General features: G+C 48.9%; 13 protein-coding genes, 2 pseudogenes and 1 riboswitch. Of the genes and pseudogenes, 10 read left to right on the top strand and 5 right to left on the bottom strand.

From position 1 onward, the window contains the following. Window positions 1-9 precede the first annotated feature (9 nt). Entirely contained in the window at window positions 10-777 is a 768-nt protein-coding gene (locus NSQ39_RS22150) for a prolyl oligopeptidase family serine peptidase (protein WP_175076169.1), read from the bottom strand. Window positions 778-900: 123 nt separating this feature from the next. On the opposite strand from NSQ39_RS22150, the gene NSQ39_RS22145 reads away from it, so the two are divergent. The 4 genes from NSQ39_RS22145 (at window position 901) to guaC (ending at window position 3,291) form a co-directional block, all read left to right on the top strand. Beyond that, window positions 901-1,713, top strand: coding sequence for a Cof-type HAD-IIB family hydrolase (locus tag NSQ39_RS22145; RefSeq protein ID WP_046131245.1), 813 nt, complete (start codon window positions 901-903; stop codon window positions 1,711-1,713). A gap of 99 nt (window positions 1,714-1,812) precedes the next feature. Next, window positions 1,813-1,953, top strand: coding sequence for a hypothetical protein (locus NSQ39_RS22140; RefSeq protein ID WP_164918140.1), 141 nt, complete (start codon window positions 1,813-1,815; stop codon window positions 1,951-1,953). 1 nt (window position 1,954) lies between these two features. Beyond that, on the top strand, window positions 1,955-2,152 hold the full coding sequence (locus tag NSQ39_RS22135; RefSeq protein WP_175076170.1) for a DUF3813 domain-containing protein: 198 nt from the start codon (window positions 1,955-1,957) through the stop codon (window positions 2,150-2,152). A gap of 158 nt (window positions 2,153-2,310) precedes the next feature. Further along, window positions 2,311-3,291, top strand: a complete 981-nt coding sequence (gene guaC, locus NSQ39_RS22130) for a GMP reductase (protein WP_046131247.1) — start codon at window positions 2,311-2,313, stop codon at window positions 3,289-3,291. Window positions 3,292-3,362: 71 nt separating this feature from the next. Here the strand turns inward: guaC and NSQ39_RS22125 are convergent, their stop codons facing one another. Next, on the bottom strand, window positions 3,363-3,815 hold the full coding sequence (locus NSQ39_RS22125) for a BsuPI-related putative proteinase inhibitor (protein ID WP_046131248.1): 453 nt from the start codon (window positions 3,813-3,815) through the stop codon (window positions 3,363-3,365). A 13-nt stretch (window positions 3,816-3,828) separates the two neighbouring features. After that, window positions 3,829-4,671: a YitT family protein gene (locus NSQ39_RS22120; RefSeq protein ID WP_175076171.1), complete on the bottom strand. Its 843-nt coding sequence runs from the start codon at window positions 4,669-4,671 to the stop codon at window positions 3,829-3,831. Between the two features lie 175 nt (window positions 4,672-4,846). Between NSQ39_RS22120 and NSQ39_RS22115 the strand changes: the two genes are divergently transcribed. After that, window positions 4,847-5,707, top strand: a complete 861-nt coding sequence (locus tag NSQ39_RS22115) for a DegV family protein (RefSeq protein ID WP_046131250.1) — start codon at window positions 4,847-4,849, stop codon at window positions 5,705-5,707. Between the two features lie 62 nt (window positions 5,708-5,769). Here the strand turns inward: NSQ39_RS22115 and NSQ39_RS22110 are convergent, their stop codons facing one another. Beyond that, window positions 5,770-5,973, bottom strand: coding sequence for a spore germination protein (locus tag NSQ39_RS22110; RefSeq protein ID WP_046131251.1), 204 nt, complete (start codon window positions 5,971-5,973; stop codon window positions 5,770-5,772). A 151-nt stretch (window positions 5,974-6,124) separates the two neighbouring features. Between NSQ39_RS22110 and NSQ39_RS22105 the strand changes: the two are divergent. Next, window positions 6,125-6,249, top strand: a pseudogene (locus tag NSQ39_RS22105) (DUF3941 domain-containing protein). 41 nt (window positions 6,250-6,290) lie between these two features. Here the strand turns inward: NSQ39_RS22105 and NSQ39_RS22100 are convergent. Beyond that, window positions 6,291-7,159: pseudogene (locus tag NSQ39_RS22100) on the bottom strand (CvfB family protein). Window positions 7,160-7,300: 141 nt separating this feature from the next. Here NSQ39_RS22100 and NSQ39_RS22095 point away from each other — a divergent pair. The 4 genes from NSQ39_RS22095 (at window position 7,301) to NSQ39_RS22080 (ending at window position 13,766) form a co-directional block, all read left to right on the top strand. Next, window positions 7,301-7,792, top strand: a complete 492-nt coding sequence (locus tag NSQ39_RS22095; RefSeq protein ID WP_046131254.1) for a YajQ family cyclic di-GMP-binding protein — start codon at window positions 7,301-7,303, stop codon at window positions 7,790-7,792. Between the two features lie 91 nt (window positions 7,793-7,883). Then, a riboswitch (SAM riboswitch) is annotated at window positions 7,884-7,997 on the top strand. Window positions 7,998-8,071: 74 nt separating this feature from the next. Next, window positions 8,072-9,910: a bifunctional homocysteine S-methyltransferase/methylenetetrahydrofolate reductase gene (locus NSQ39_RS22090; RefSeq protein ID WP_175076172.1), complete on the top strand. Its 1,839-nt coding sequence runs from the start codon at window positions 8,072-8,074 to the stop codon at window positions 9,908-9,910. Further along, entirely contained in the window at window positions 9,894-13,310 is a 3,417-nt protein-coding gene (metH, locus tag NSQ39_RS22085; RefSeq protein WP_175076173.1) for a methionine synthase, read from the top strand. The genes NSQ39_RS22090 and metH overlap by 17 nt, the downstream gene beginning before the upstream one ends. Before the next feature lie 18 nt (window positions 13,311-13,328). Beyond that, entirely contained in the window at window positions 13,329-13,766 is a 438-nt protein-coding gene (locus NSQ39_RS22080; protein ID WP_046131257.1) for a GNAT family N-acetyltransferase, read from the top strand. The last annotated feature ends 42 nt before the right edge of the window (window positions 13,767-13,808 follow it).

The following is a 13,808-nucleotide window of genomic DNA, read 5'->3' as shown; positions in this document are numbered from 1 at the left end:
AGTGCTTTTTTAAAGATGGGTATCAAACCATTCAACCGTCCTCAAAAGACCTTCCCGTGAAACTTTGTGGCCGGCGCGTTCGTCCGCAATGAACTGAAGCAGATCCTGCCGTTTTTCATACTGAGGCATGACCGATTCGTAAAACCGGCGGGCCGGTGCAAACGGCACGACGCTGTCCAGCTTGCCGTGCCAAAAGAGAAGCGGTCTTGTGTTCAGCTTTTCCGGCTGCAGCGAGAGATCAAACTGTTTCAATTCCTCTCGCTGCTGTGCGATCTGCTCTTCTGTGACAGGAACTTCAAGCTGCTTTTTCTTTATCAATGCGAGCTGTTCGTCAAAAAGCTCAACATATGAGGGACAGCCCATCAGACTGACGGCGGCGGTTATCCAGTCGTATTGGGTAAGGGCTCCCAGCGTCACGATGCCGCCCATTGACGTTCCAGCCACGCCTATCCGCCCGCTGTCAATCAGGTTTTCCTGATGAAAATGCTCTTTCAGGATATCGAGTTCTTTAATTTCATTGGTGACAATGGCCCAAAATCGCGCGGACAGCTCCTCCCGGGAGAGCTCTTTTTCCCTGTCCCCATGATATGCAGCTTCAGGCAATACAGCCCGAATCCCCTTTTCGGCAAGAAGATATGCGAAGTGCAGATTATGTTCCTTTGCGCTTGTAAAACCGTGTATAAAAAAAACCAGAGGAAGAGCTTTATCCTTATTCTCCTCTTTTACAATATGCAAAAAAGGGATTCCTGAAATATTCCGTTTATCGACAATAATCACGACTGTTTCTTCCTCCTTTAGGATATCCATCATCATCAGTTTAACATGTAGACAATAAAGAAGGTAAAAAGATACACTATAAATAAGTCAGAACTTTTAAATTTACGCTTAAAAGGAGCATTTATGGAAACGAAACCATATTTAATTGCATTGGACTTAGACGGAACATTATTAAAAGACGACAAGACCATCTCTGAAAGCTCGAGCAGCGTCATCCGCAAGCTCCGGGAGGACGGGCATTACGTATGCATTTCGACAGGGAGGCCGTTCAGGGCAAGCGCGATCTACTATGAGGAGCTTGGACTCGATACGCCGATCGTGAACTTCAACGGCGCGTTTGTCCATCACCCGAAGGATGAAAGCTGGGGAAGATTCCATACGTCGCTTGATCTAGATGTTGTCAAACAGATCATCGAGGTCAGCGAATCTTACAACGTCCACAATATCCTCGCCGAAATCATGGACGATGTTTATTTTCATTACCATGATGAGAAACTGATCGACGTATTCACAATGGGCAACCCGAATATTACGGTCGGCGATTTAAGAAAAAATCTCGGCGCGGACGTTACAAGCGTCTTGATCCACGCCAAGGAAGAGGATGTACCTGCGATCCGCTCCTATTTATCCGATGTTCATGCCGAAATGGTCGACCATAGAAGGTGGGCCGCCCCGTGGCATGTGATCGAATTAATCAAAAGCGGCATCAACAAAGCGGTCGGCCTGCAAAAGATAACGGAATACTACGGCATTCCGCAGGAGCGGGTCATCGCTTTCGGAGATGAAGACAACGATTTGGAAATGCTCGAATTTGCGGGCTGCGGCGTCGCGATGGGCAACGGAATCGCAGGCGTCAAAAGCGTTGCCGACCATGTCGCCAAATCGAATGAAGAAGACGGAATCGCGGTCTTTTTAAAGGATTATTTCTCTTTATAATTTTATTATTTGCCATTCATAAACGCAGTTTTCCCTCGGCAATACTATGGGAAGGCGGTCTAAAGAGACCGTCCAACTCGTTTCAAGGGGGCAGTCAGGATGGGTAAACGTAGCAAATCGAAACGGTTTATTCAGCAAGGCAAAGACGCGATTAAGCAGCATGCGGCGAGGTTCCCTTACCGATCCACATTAGAAGAGGCGGAAAAGCGCAACGGCCCGGCAGAATGCGGAGGGCTGTAAAATGAGAAACGAATTGTTTCAAATGGCAAAGCATGCCGTCCATGAAGCCGAAACAGCAGCATACGGCGCTGAATCGGGCGAGCGGACAAGGGCGGTTGAAAGGGCGAAAAACGCGATTTCCTCCGCATATGCCAACTCAACCGACGCTGAGCGCAGCCAACTTCACGACCTTCAGGATCGGCTTGACCGATTGTCCTAATCATCAACAAGGAGCCTGTCTCATCGACACGGCTCCTTTTGTCATTTGTAAAAACTCTACATAAAACGTTTGACATTCGAAACAAAAGGGAGTACATTATTAAAGGCGAACATTTAATGTTATTAATAAATAAATATTCGTTTTTAGGAGTGTATATCATGGATAACGTGTTTGATTACGAAGATATTCAATTAATTCCTGCAAAATGCATCGTCAATAGCCGTTCTGAATGCGATACAACCGTTCAGTTGGGCGGAAGGACGTTTAAACTGCCTGCGGTACCTGCCAACATGCAGACGATTATCGATGAGGAGCTGGCGATTTGGCTGGCTGAAAACGGTTACTTTTATGTGATGCACCGTTTCGAGCCCGAAAAACGTTTCAACTTTATAAAAGACATGAAGTCCCGCGGTTTATTTGCTTCCATCAGCGTGGGGGTCAAGGAGGAAGAATACGAATTTGTACAAAAGCTGTCCAAGGAACAGGCAGAACCTGAATACATCACAATCGACATCGCACACGGACATTCCAACGCCGTCATCAGCATGATTCAGCATATTAAAACGCATTTGCCGAAAAGTTTCGTCATCGCCGGAAACGTCGGAACGCCTGAGGCGGTAAGGGAACTGGAAAACGCCGGAGCTGACGCTACAAAAGTCGGCATCGGCCCCGGAAAAGTCTGCATTACAAAAATCAAAACCGGATTTGGAACGGGCGGATGGCAATTGGCCGCATTGCGCTGGTGCGCCAAAGCTGCAAGCAAGCCGATCATCGCCGACGGCGGAATCCGCACTCACGGGGATATTGCGAAATCAATCAGATTCGGGGCAACAATGGTCATGATCGGTTCGTTGTTTGCCGGACACGAGGAATCTCCTGGAGCAACGGTTGAAAAAGACGGAAAGCTCTACAAAGAGTACTTTGGATCAGCTTCAGAATATCAAAAAGGCGAACGAAAAAACGTAGAAGGCAAGAAAATGTATGTGGAGCATAAAGGCTCCATCAAGGATACGCTGACCGAAATGGAACAGGACCTTCAATCCTCCATTTCTTATGCCGGAGGAAACAAGCTTGATGCAATCCGCAATGTCGACTATGTCATCGTCAAAAATTCCATTTTTAATGGCGATAAATATTAAAAACAGAGGCATCCATCTTCGGATGCCTCTGTTTTTATTCGTAGCAGCACAATGCTCGTAAGCCTGGATTCTTACTTTACTTCAAACGATGTGCCTGCCCTCAGCACGGCAAGCTGTTCCGCTCTCCCCAAAAACGTGACATTCACATCGTATACGCCAGGCTCGGGTACTTCCTTCCAAACATCCGTGAAATCGTACGTCTCTTTCGGGTTCAATGTCATCGTTTGGAACGCCTGGGTGAACATTTTTCCTTTTGAATAGCGGTATCGTTCATTTCCTTCCTTGTCGCTTACGATAAGCTCAAACTTCTGTCCGCTGCTAAATTCAAATGCTACCGCTTCATCCGAATGGTTTACAACCGACATGCGAAATTCGATTCCGTCCTGTTTTTGCACAGGTTCAACCGTCAGTACAACACTTCCGTTGCTCATTTCCCCTGATACCTCCTTGGCGGGGCCGCTCCCCGCGTTTTGCCCGCATCCTCCGACGATGAGTAATAGCACAGTCAACAATACAACCCGCATTCATTCACCCTTTCTAATCTTTTCGGAAAAACCCTAAAACAGAGGTTGTTTGCACAACATTTGCAAAAGCCTTTGGATCCACTTCTTTGATGATTTTTTCCAAGTCGTATAATTCATACCTGGTAATGACGATGATCATCATCTCTTTTTGTTCATTCGTAAAAGCGCCTTTGGCCGGAACGGTCGTAATCCCGCGCACCATTTTTCCGTAGATGGCTTCTTTGATCTCTTCCGCTTTCTTCGTGACGATCATGACGGTAAGTTTGGCATGTCGTGTGTGAATCGCATCGATCACCCGCGTCGTTACATAAAGCGTAACGAGCGTATATAAAGCTTTCTCCCAACCCTGCAATAATCCTGCCGTCAAAATGATGGCCCCGTTTAAAATAAAGAAATATGTGCCGACAGGCTTATCTTTCCATTTCGCCAGAACCATCGCGATGATATCAAGACCGCCCGTTGAAGCTCCGTATTTCAGCGTCAGGCCGATTCCGACCGCTGAGATCACCCCGCCGAAAACAGCGTTCAGCAAAATATCGTTTGACAGGCCCTCATCAGGCAGCATCCCGAGAAAAACCGTCGTCAGCGCCACGCTTAATACGCTGTAAATCGTGAATGAACGCCCGACTTTCATCCATCCTAATATACCGACGGGGATATTTAAAATAAACAAGAGCGTTCCGGTTGAAAAATAGATGGGGCTGTACTGGTCAAGCGCGCTTGATAAAAGCTGCGCAACACCCGTAAAACCGCTTGCGTACACATCGGCGGGAATTAAAAATAAATTCAGGCCGATCGCGTTTAGTAAGGCGCCTATGATGACAATGAACAATTTCTTTGCTTCAGCTATTACCATTTTTTCAGTTCCTCCGCTAATTCTATATAATTGGTTTACCCTTAAATCCATATTTTGAAAACGCCAAAATGAAATTATATGATATAGTTGATCTTGGAAAAGCGGATCAGCTTCCGCGGCGGCGACGTGCGCCTTGTTAACCTAAAAACCATTACGATGAAAGAAGGGGTTATATATGACCGTCCATCTGATAGCCGACAGTGCGGCGGATTTGCCGAAATCTTTTTACGATGACAACGGCGTCACTTTCATTCCTTTGCGCGTGCTTCTTGACGACAAAGAGTATGACGATCTCGTAACGATTCAGCCTCTTGTTGTATATGAGGCCATGCGCAATGGGAAAGCGCCTAAAACCTCCCAGCCGTCTTTCCAGCTTATGAAAGACGCGTTCACAAATCTTGCGAAAAAGAATCAGCCCGCTTTATATATCGCTTTTTCCTCTGAGCTTTCCGGCACATACCAGACTGCCGTAATGGCAGCAAACGAGGTCAAGGAGGAATTTCCTGATTTTGATTTGCGGATCATCGATTCAAAATGCGCTTCATTGGGCTATGGCCTCGCCGTAAAACATGCGCTTGAACTCGCAACTAACGGCAATACAATACAAGAAATCGAAACGTCTGTAAAGGACTTTTGCGACCATCTTGAACATATTTTTACCGTCGACGATTTGACCTATTTGGCAAGGGGCGGCAGAATCAGCAAAGCATCCGCGTTCGTCGGGGGATTGCTCAATATCAAACCGCTGCTTGATGTCGAAGGAGGAAAGCTTGTCCCTTTAGAAAAAATCAGGGGTAAAAAGAAGCTTTTGAAACGGATGATCGAGCTTATGAAAGAAAGAGGACGTGATCTAAGCAGCCAGACGATCGGGATCAGCCACGGGGATGCCGAAGAAACGGCCGGCGAAATCAAGCGGCTCATCGAAGCCGAGTTTCACCCGAAAGACATCGTAGTTCATATGATCGGATCGGCCATCGGCGCGCATGCGGGCCCTGGCACAGTGGCGGTCTTTTTTTCGGGAAAAGAAAAAAGGTGAATGTTCAGGAATTTGGACACAGGCCGATGGCTCCTGTCTTTGACAAGGAGCCATCCGCTGCCTTATACGATATTTTGATCAAGCACATCTTCATCAAAGGAGTCCGCACCTGAAACTCCTGTGTTCGAAGCCGTAAGCCCGGTATTCCCGCTTCCAGCCCCTTGAACGGTTTTTGACGTATTGATCGGGCTGATTTTAATCGCCCCGCCAAAATTCACAACCCCGCCTGAAACACTTTGAATAAAAACTGCAATGGGGAACCCCATACCACTTCTCCCTTTCCTATTGCATTTTTCTATTATTCATATATGTATGCCGTTTTTTCCTCAAGGTATAAACTCTCCGGCAAAAACATAGAAAAAATAGCGCACATAGTTTACATTTCAGTGAGCAATCTAATGACGGGAGGTGCTGCACGTGACAAAAGATGATGACAAAAAACCGGTTGATCACAACGCCGTCAACCAGCAAAAAAACCGGCTCGCCGAAAGAACAGGCAAGCCGGAAAACATCAGGGATCAAAAAAACCGAATCATTTATAAAGAGCAGGCGGCGTTTCCTAAAGAATCGCCGCCTGCAGCTGCTATTTTTTTTCGTATGTCCAGCCGTCTTCCTGATAGATTTTATCCTGTTTCATCAGATGGCCGAGCGCTCTTTTAAACGCTGCTTTACTCATGTTAAACCGTTCTTTAATATCTTCCGGGTCGCTTTTATCCCAAAACGGCATCGCCCCGTTTCTCGACCTCATATACGTCAAAATTTCTTCGGCGTCAACGGACATGGCATCCTGCTTTCTCGGCAAAAGCGACAAATTGACAGAGCCGTCATCCTTGACTTTAATCACCCTTGCCGTGAGCCTTTCTCCCAGCCGCGGCTCTTGTTTTCTCTCGGAGGAATGAATGAAGCCTCTGATGCCGCCGTCGGAAATCATAAACGAGCCTGAAGCGATCAAGCGGTAGATCGTCCCTGTCAGCTCTTTATTCATCAGGCCCTGGGACGCCTCGGTAAACAGCTCGCTCATCCTGTCTTCCGGAGCCGGTTTGGCAAACATTCTCCCGTGGCTCGTGATTTTCAGCATGCAATAGAGCCTGTCTCCTTTCTGCGGCCAGACGGATGAATAAGGCGGCAGATGTTCGGTTGCCACCAGTGCATCCTTCGTCAGCCCGACATCGACGAAAACCCCCATGTCATCGACCGCATCAACGACTTCGACCCAGCCGTATTGATCAGCGCTGATCAGCGGCTTTCTCATCGTAGCCGCCGGACGGCCTTCATGGTCGACATATATGAAGACATCGACCTCTTCCCTGTCTTCAATATTTTCGGTGATTTCGCTGTTGTGCAAAAGGATGACCGTTTCTCCATCGGTCAAAAAATATCCGTAATCTGCTTTGTGATCTATTTTCAACGTTAATTGCTGTCCCGGTTTCATACTTGCTCTTCCTTTCTCACTCGCCTGTTTCGCTTTTTCGTATTCCTCCAATGTTCAAATTATTGCCAGATAACGGCCAGACGAAACCGTTCGATATTGGAAGTTTCACCTTATTCTACTATAATTGACTCATAAGTAAAATGGATGGAGGTTTTTTTCTTATGGCTAAAGAAAGCTCATTTGACATCGTTTCAAAGGTGGAACTTCCCGAAGTTCAAAACGCAATCCAAACCGCTTTGAAAGAGATCGGCAACCGCTATGATTTCAAAGGTTCAAAAAGCAGCATCACGCTCGACGGGGAAGAGCTTGTGCTCGTGTCAGACGACGAATTCAAAATGAACCAGCTGAAAGACGTTCTCGTCAGCAAGCTGATCAAGCGGAACGTCCCAACGAAAAACATCGAGTATTCCAAGCTGGAAAACGCGTCAGGCGGAACGGTCAGACAGCGCGGCAAGCTCGTTCAGGGCATCGACAAAGAAAACGCAAAGAAAATCAATACCCTGATCAAAAAATCGGGCCTTAAAGTCAAATCGCAAGTGCAGGATGACCAAATCAGGGTGACCGGGAAAAACAAAGACGATCTCCAGCAAATCATCGCCTTGGTAAGGGAAGCGGATCTTCCGATTGATGTTCAATTTATAAATTTTCGATAAATTCTCAATTTACTGTTGATTATTCCCCCGATTTTCGGTAAATTGAGTAAAAGCCGCTTTTTGGCGGCATCAGCCGACAATTGAATAGCTGTTCTTATCAAGAGAGGCAGAGGGACTGGCCCGATGAAGCCTCAGCAACCGGTGTAATGATTGTTTCATGACCAAGGTGCTAAATCCAGCAAGCAGACTGCTTGGAAGATAAGAAGAAGGTGAATGCGTACGAAAAGTCTTCTTCTTGGAAGGCTTTTTTTATTTATTACTATTTCAAGGGGGAAAACGATGGGTTTATTGGAGGATATAAAAAGCAGAACGTTAATAGCCGACGGCGCAATGGGAACGCTTCTTTATTCATACGGGATCGACCGCTGCTTCGAAGAGCTGAACGTCTCAAAGCCGGATGAAGTGAGACGCATTCATGAAGCATATGTCAAGGCAGGCGCCGACATCATTCAAACAAACACCTACGGTGCAAATTTCATCAAGCTGTCCAGATACGGCCTTGAAGACGAGACGAAGCAAATCAACGAAAAAGCCGTCCGCCTCGCCCGTTCAGCGGCCGGCTCCGCCTATGTTCTCGCAACGCTCGGCGGCATCCGGACGTTCAATAAAAGCGCGTATTCGCTCGATGACATCAAAAGAAGCTTTCGCGAACATCTTTACCTTCTGTTGAATGAGGAACCGGACGGACTCCTTCTGGAAACGTATTACGACTTAGAGGAAGCACGCGAAGTATTGAAGATTGCCAGAAAAGAAACGAACCTTCCGATCATCGTAAACGTATCGATGCATGAAGAAGGCGTTCTTCAGGACGGGACCCCGCTTTCAGAGGGCTTGACGCTTCTTGCGGGACTCGGAGCCGATGTGGTCGGCATCAATTGCCGCCTCGGCCCCTATCACATGATCAAAGCGCTCGAGGAGGTGCCTCTCTTGAAGGACGCTTACCTTTCCGTCTATCCGAACAGCAGCATTCCATCTCTTGTTGAAGGGCGTCTCGTCTATGAAACGGATGATGAATATTTCAGAAACAGCGCGGTTGAGTTTCGCAATCAGGGCGCGCGCATCATCGGCGGCTGCTGCGGAACGACGCCGAACCACATCAGAGCGATGGCTGAAGCTGTCAAAGGCCTCCCGCCCGTCACCGAAAAACGGGTCAAAGTCAGGGAGAAAGCAGCGGCAGCAGTTCAGCACGAAAGAACGGAGCCCGCTTTAGACGAGCTTGCGAAAGAGAAGCGCTCCATTATCGTCGAATTGGACCCTCCTAAACAATTAAACTTTGAAAAGTTTTTGCGGGCAGCAAAAGAGTTAAAGTCAGCCGGAATCGATGCACTCACGTTAGCGGACAACTCGCTCGCCACGCCGAGAATCAGCAATGTGGCCTGCGGCGCGCTTTTAAAAGAGAGGCTTGACATGAGGCCGCTCGTCCATATTACATGCAGGGACCGCAACCTGATCGGCCTGCAGTCTCATTTAATGGGGCTTGATACGCTCGGGCTTTCCGACGTTTTGGCGATTACCGGAGACCCTTCGAAAATCGGCGATTTTCCTGGAGCGACTTCTGTTTACGATCTGACGTCATTCGACTTGATCAGCCTGATCAAACAATTTAATGAAGGCTTGTCCTACTCGGGAAAGCCGCTCGGCAAGAAAACAAACTTCTCCGTCGCGGCCGCCTTCAACCCGAACGTGAGACATATTGACAAAGCGGTCAGACGGATTGAGAAAAAGATCGACTGCGGCGCGGACTATTTTATTTCCCAACCCGTCTATTCCGAAGAACAGCTCATCAAGATCCATGAGGAAACAAAGCATCTCAAAACCCCGATTTACATCGGGATCATGCCGCTGACTAGCAGCCGGAATGCCGAGTTTATTCACAACGAAATTCCAGGCATCAAACTGTCGGATGCGATCCGCGAAAAGATGGCGCTTGCCGGCAGCGACAAACAAAAACAGGCTGAGGAAGGGCTCGCCATCGCCCGCTCGCTGCTTGACGCCGCATGCGATTTGTTCAACGGCATTTATCTGATCACGCCGTTCTTGAGGTCCGATTTAACCGCAGAGCTTACGGCGTACATTCACCAGAAAGAAAAGGAGACGACAAATGTCTATCATCACTGACCAGCTGAAGAAAAAAATCCTCGTTCTTGACGGTGCGATGGGAACGATGATTCAAAATGCAAACTTATCACCCGCCGATTTCGGCGGTGAAGCCTATGAAGGATGCAATGAATATTTGAGTGTGACAGCGCCGCACATCATCCAAGGAATTCATGAAGCTTATTTGGCGGCTAAAGCCGATATCATTGAGACGAATACATTCGGTGCGACAAGGCTCGTTCTTGATGAATACGGCCTTGGACATCTCGCTTTTGATATCAATGCGGCGTCCGTCAGGCTCGCAAAAGCGGCCGTTCAAAAATATACAACGCCTGAATGGCCAAGGTTTGTCGCCGGGGCAATGGGTCCGACGACGAAAACCCTGTCCGTTACCGGCGGCACGACGTTCGATGAGCTCGTCGCCAATTATGAGGAACAGGCGGGAGCGCTGATCACGGGCGGCGCCGACCTTCTGCTCCTTGAAACGAGTCAGGATATGCTGAACGTAAAAGCCGGGTTCATCGGCATCAGGCAAGCGTTTGAAAAGACAAAAAAAACCCTTCCCCTCATGGTATCGGGAACGATCGAGCCGATGGGCACGACGCTCGCCGGTCAGGATATCGAATCATTTTATATCTCCCTGGAACACATGAAGCCGATCAGCGTCGGCTTAAACTGCGCGACAGGGCCCGAATTTATGACAGACCATATCCGGACCCTCTCCTCCCTTGCCGGGACGGCAGTCAGCTGCTATCCAAATGCCGGCCTGCCCGATGAAGAAGGGCAGTATCATGAATCACCGCAGTCACTGGCGAAAAAAATCAGGGCTTTCGCAGAAGAAGGCTGGCTGAACATCGTCGGCGGCTGCTGCGGAACGACGCCGGCCCATATCGAGGCGCTGGCCGATGAAGTGGCTTCATTGCCTCCCCGCGAGCTCCCGGCGGGACCGAGACCGCACACCGTCTCAGGAATCGACGGCTTGATTTATGAGGAATCGATGCGCCCTCTTTTTGTCGGGGAGCGGACAAATGTCATCGGTTCGCGAAAATTCAAGCGCCTCATCGCCGAACGAAAATTCGAGGAAGCTGCTGAAATCGCAAGAGCCCAAGTGAAAAACGGGGCGCATGTCATCGACATCTGCCTCGCCGATCCCGACCGCGATGAAGCGGAGGATATGGAAGGCTTTTTAAAAGAAGCGATGAAAAAAGTGAAGGCTCCGTTTGTGATCGATTCGACCGATAAAGCGGTCATCGAAAAGGCGCTAAAGTATTCGCAGGGGAAAGCGATCATCAACTCGATCAACCTCGAGGACGGAGAGGAACGATTCGCAGACATCCTTCCGCTCATCAAGCGGTTCGGGGGCGCGCTTGTCGTCGGGACGATCGATGAAACAGGAATGGCCGTGACCGCGGAAAAAAAATTGGACGTCGCCGTTCGCTCCTATGAGCTGCTCACGAAAAAATACGGGGTTCCGGCATGCGACATTATTTTTGACCCGCTCGTCTTTCCCGTTGGAACCGGTGATGAACAGTATATCGGCTCCGCGAAAGAAACGGTTGAAGGCATCCGCCTCATCAAAGACAAGCTGCCCGAATGCTTGACGATCCTCGGGGTCAGCAACGTATCGTTCGGCCTACCTCCAGTCGGCAGGGAAATCTTAAATGCCGTCTTTTTATACCACGCCACACAGGCCGGGCTTGATTATGCGATCGTCAATACCGAAAAGCTCGAACGCTTCGCCTCAATTCCAAAACAGGAGGTCGAAATGGCCGAAAAGCTCCTGTTCCATACCGATGACAAGACGCTGGCGGCATTCACCGAGTTTTACAGGGGAAAGAAAAAAGCGGACAAACAGCCGAAGACATCCCTTTCACTCGATGAACGCCTCGCCGGTTATGTCATCGAAGGAACGAAAGAAGGCCTCATTCCCGATCTTGAGAAAGCGCTGGCGAAAAACGACACTCCGCTTGACGTCATCAACGGCCCGCTGATGGACGGGATGGCAGAGGTCGGACGGCTGTTTAACGACAATGAACTGATCGTAGCCGAAGTGCTTCAGTCTGCGGAAGTCATGAAAGCCGCCGTTTCGTTTCTTGAGCAGTATATGGAGAAAAAGGACGACAGCGGCAAAGGCAAGATCATTCTGGCGACTGTAAAAGGCGATGTACACGATATCGGCAAAAACCTGGTCGACATCATTTTAAGCAACAACGGCTACAAAGTCGTAGACCTCGGAATTAAAGTGACGCCGCAGGAGCTCATCGAAGCGATCCGCAAAGAAAATCCCGACATTATCGGTTTGTCGGGGCTGCTCGTCAAATCCGCGCAGCAGATGGTCGTCACCGCGCAAGACCTTGATAAAGCCGAGATTTCCATCCCGATTCTGGTCGGCGGTGCCGCGCTTTCGAGAAAATTTACGAATATGAAGATCTCGCCTGAATATAAAGGGCCTGTTTTATACGCAAAGGACGCCATGGACGGCTTATCCCTCGCCAACGAGCTGAGGAAGGACCCGTCGCAGTTTCTCGAGAAAAAGGAACAGGCTGCACCCGCTGCTGTTGCAGAAAAGAAACCGTCGGCGGCCGTTATAGAAATGCTTGAAAAACGGGCGCTCGTTCCGGAGGCGCCGGTCTTTCAGCCGGAAGACTTGAAGCGGCATTATTTGAAAAACATTGACCTTTCCTACATTGTGCCGTATGTAAATGAACAAATGCTCATCGGCCATCACCTCGGTTTGAAAGGAAAAGTGAAAAAGCTGCTGGCTGAAAAAAATCATAAAGCACTCGACCTGAAAGCATTAATCGACGGATTGCTCTTCGAAGGGAAAAAGCACGGCTGGTTCGATCCCGCCGTCGTCTATCAATTTTTCCCGGCGTACAGCGACGGCGACGCGCTTCATATCCTCGATCCCGGAAATCACGCCAAGATTCTGGAAACGTTTGTTTTTCCGAGGCAGGAGAAGCTTCCGTTCCGCTGTATTTCCGATTATATACGGCCGAAAGGAGAGCTCGATTATGTGTCATTCTTCGCGGTGACCGCGGGCAGACACGTGAGGGAAATTGCGAACCGCTTTAAAGCGGAAGGCGATTATTTAAAAAGCCACGCGGTCCAGGCCCTCGCTCTCGAGCTTGCCGAAGGGCTCGCCGAGCGGACGCATCAAATCATCCGCGACCGCTGGGGCTTTCCTGATGCACCGGACTTCACCATGGAGCAGCGTTTTCAGGCGAAGTACCAAGGGCAGCGCTATTCCTTCGGGTATCCGGCGTGTCCGAACCTTGAGGATCAGGAAAAGCTGTTCAGGCTCATTCAGCCTGAAGGGATCGGCGTTCATTTGACAGACGGGTTTATGATGGAGCCTGAAGCCTCCGTATCGGCGATCGTCGTCTCACACCCTGAAGCAAGATACTTTAATGTACAATGATCTAAAGGGGGACATCATATGGTTGAAGTGAAAGAAATCACGGCAGAGAAAACGTATGACATCAGGCATCGCATTTTGCGGCCGAATCAGCCGGCTGATGCCTGCCGTTATGAAACAGATTTGCTTGACGGGACATTTCACCTCGGCGGGTTTATAGACGGAACATTAATCAGCATCGCTTCTTTTCACAGATCACCCCGCTCCGATCTTGAAGGCGTCCTTCAGTATCAGCTGAGAGGAATGGCAACGCTTGAAGGCTTTCGCAAGCAAAAAGCGGGAAGCGCGTTAATCCGCAGTGCAGAAGAGCGCCTCCGCGAAAGAAGAGCTGACCTTTTATGGTGCAATGCGAGAACATCGGTAAAGGAGTATTATAAAAGGCTCGGTTTCAGCGAAAAAGGCGATGTTTATGAAATTCCCCATATCGGCCCTCATGTATTGATGTATAAAACCTTGTAAAAAAGCCCCGCCGCGTGCGGGGCTCAGGAAGCCGCAAACAGC

It is taken from the genome of Bacillus sp. FSL W8-0848, assembly GCF_038007805.1.
Lineage (GTDB): Bacteria > Bacillota > Bacilli > Bacillales > Bacillaceae > Bacillus > Bacillus glycinifermentans.
The sequence above is the reverse complement of the archived record's forward strand: the minus strand, read 5'-3'. Positions and strand labels throughout refer to the sequence as shown.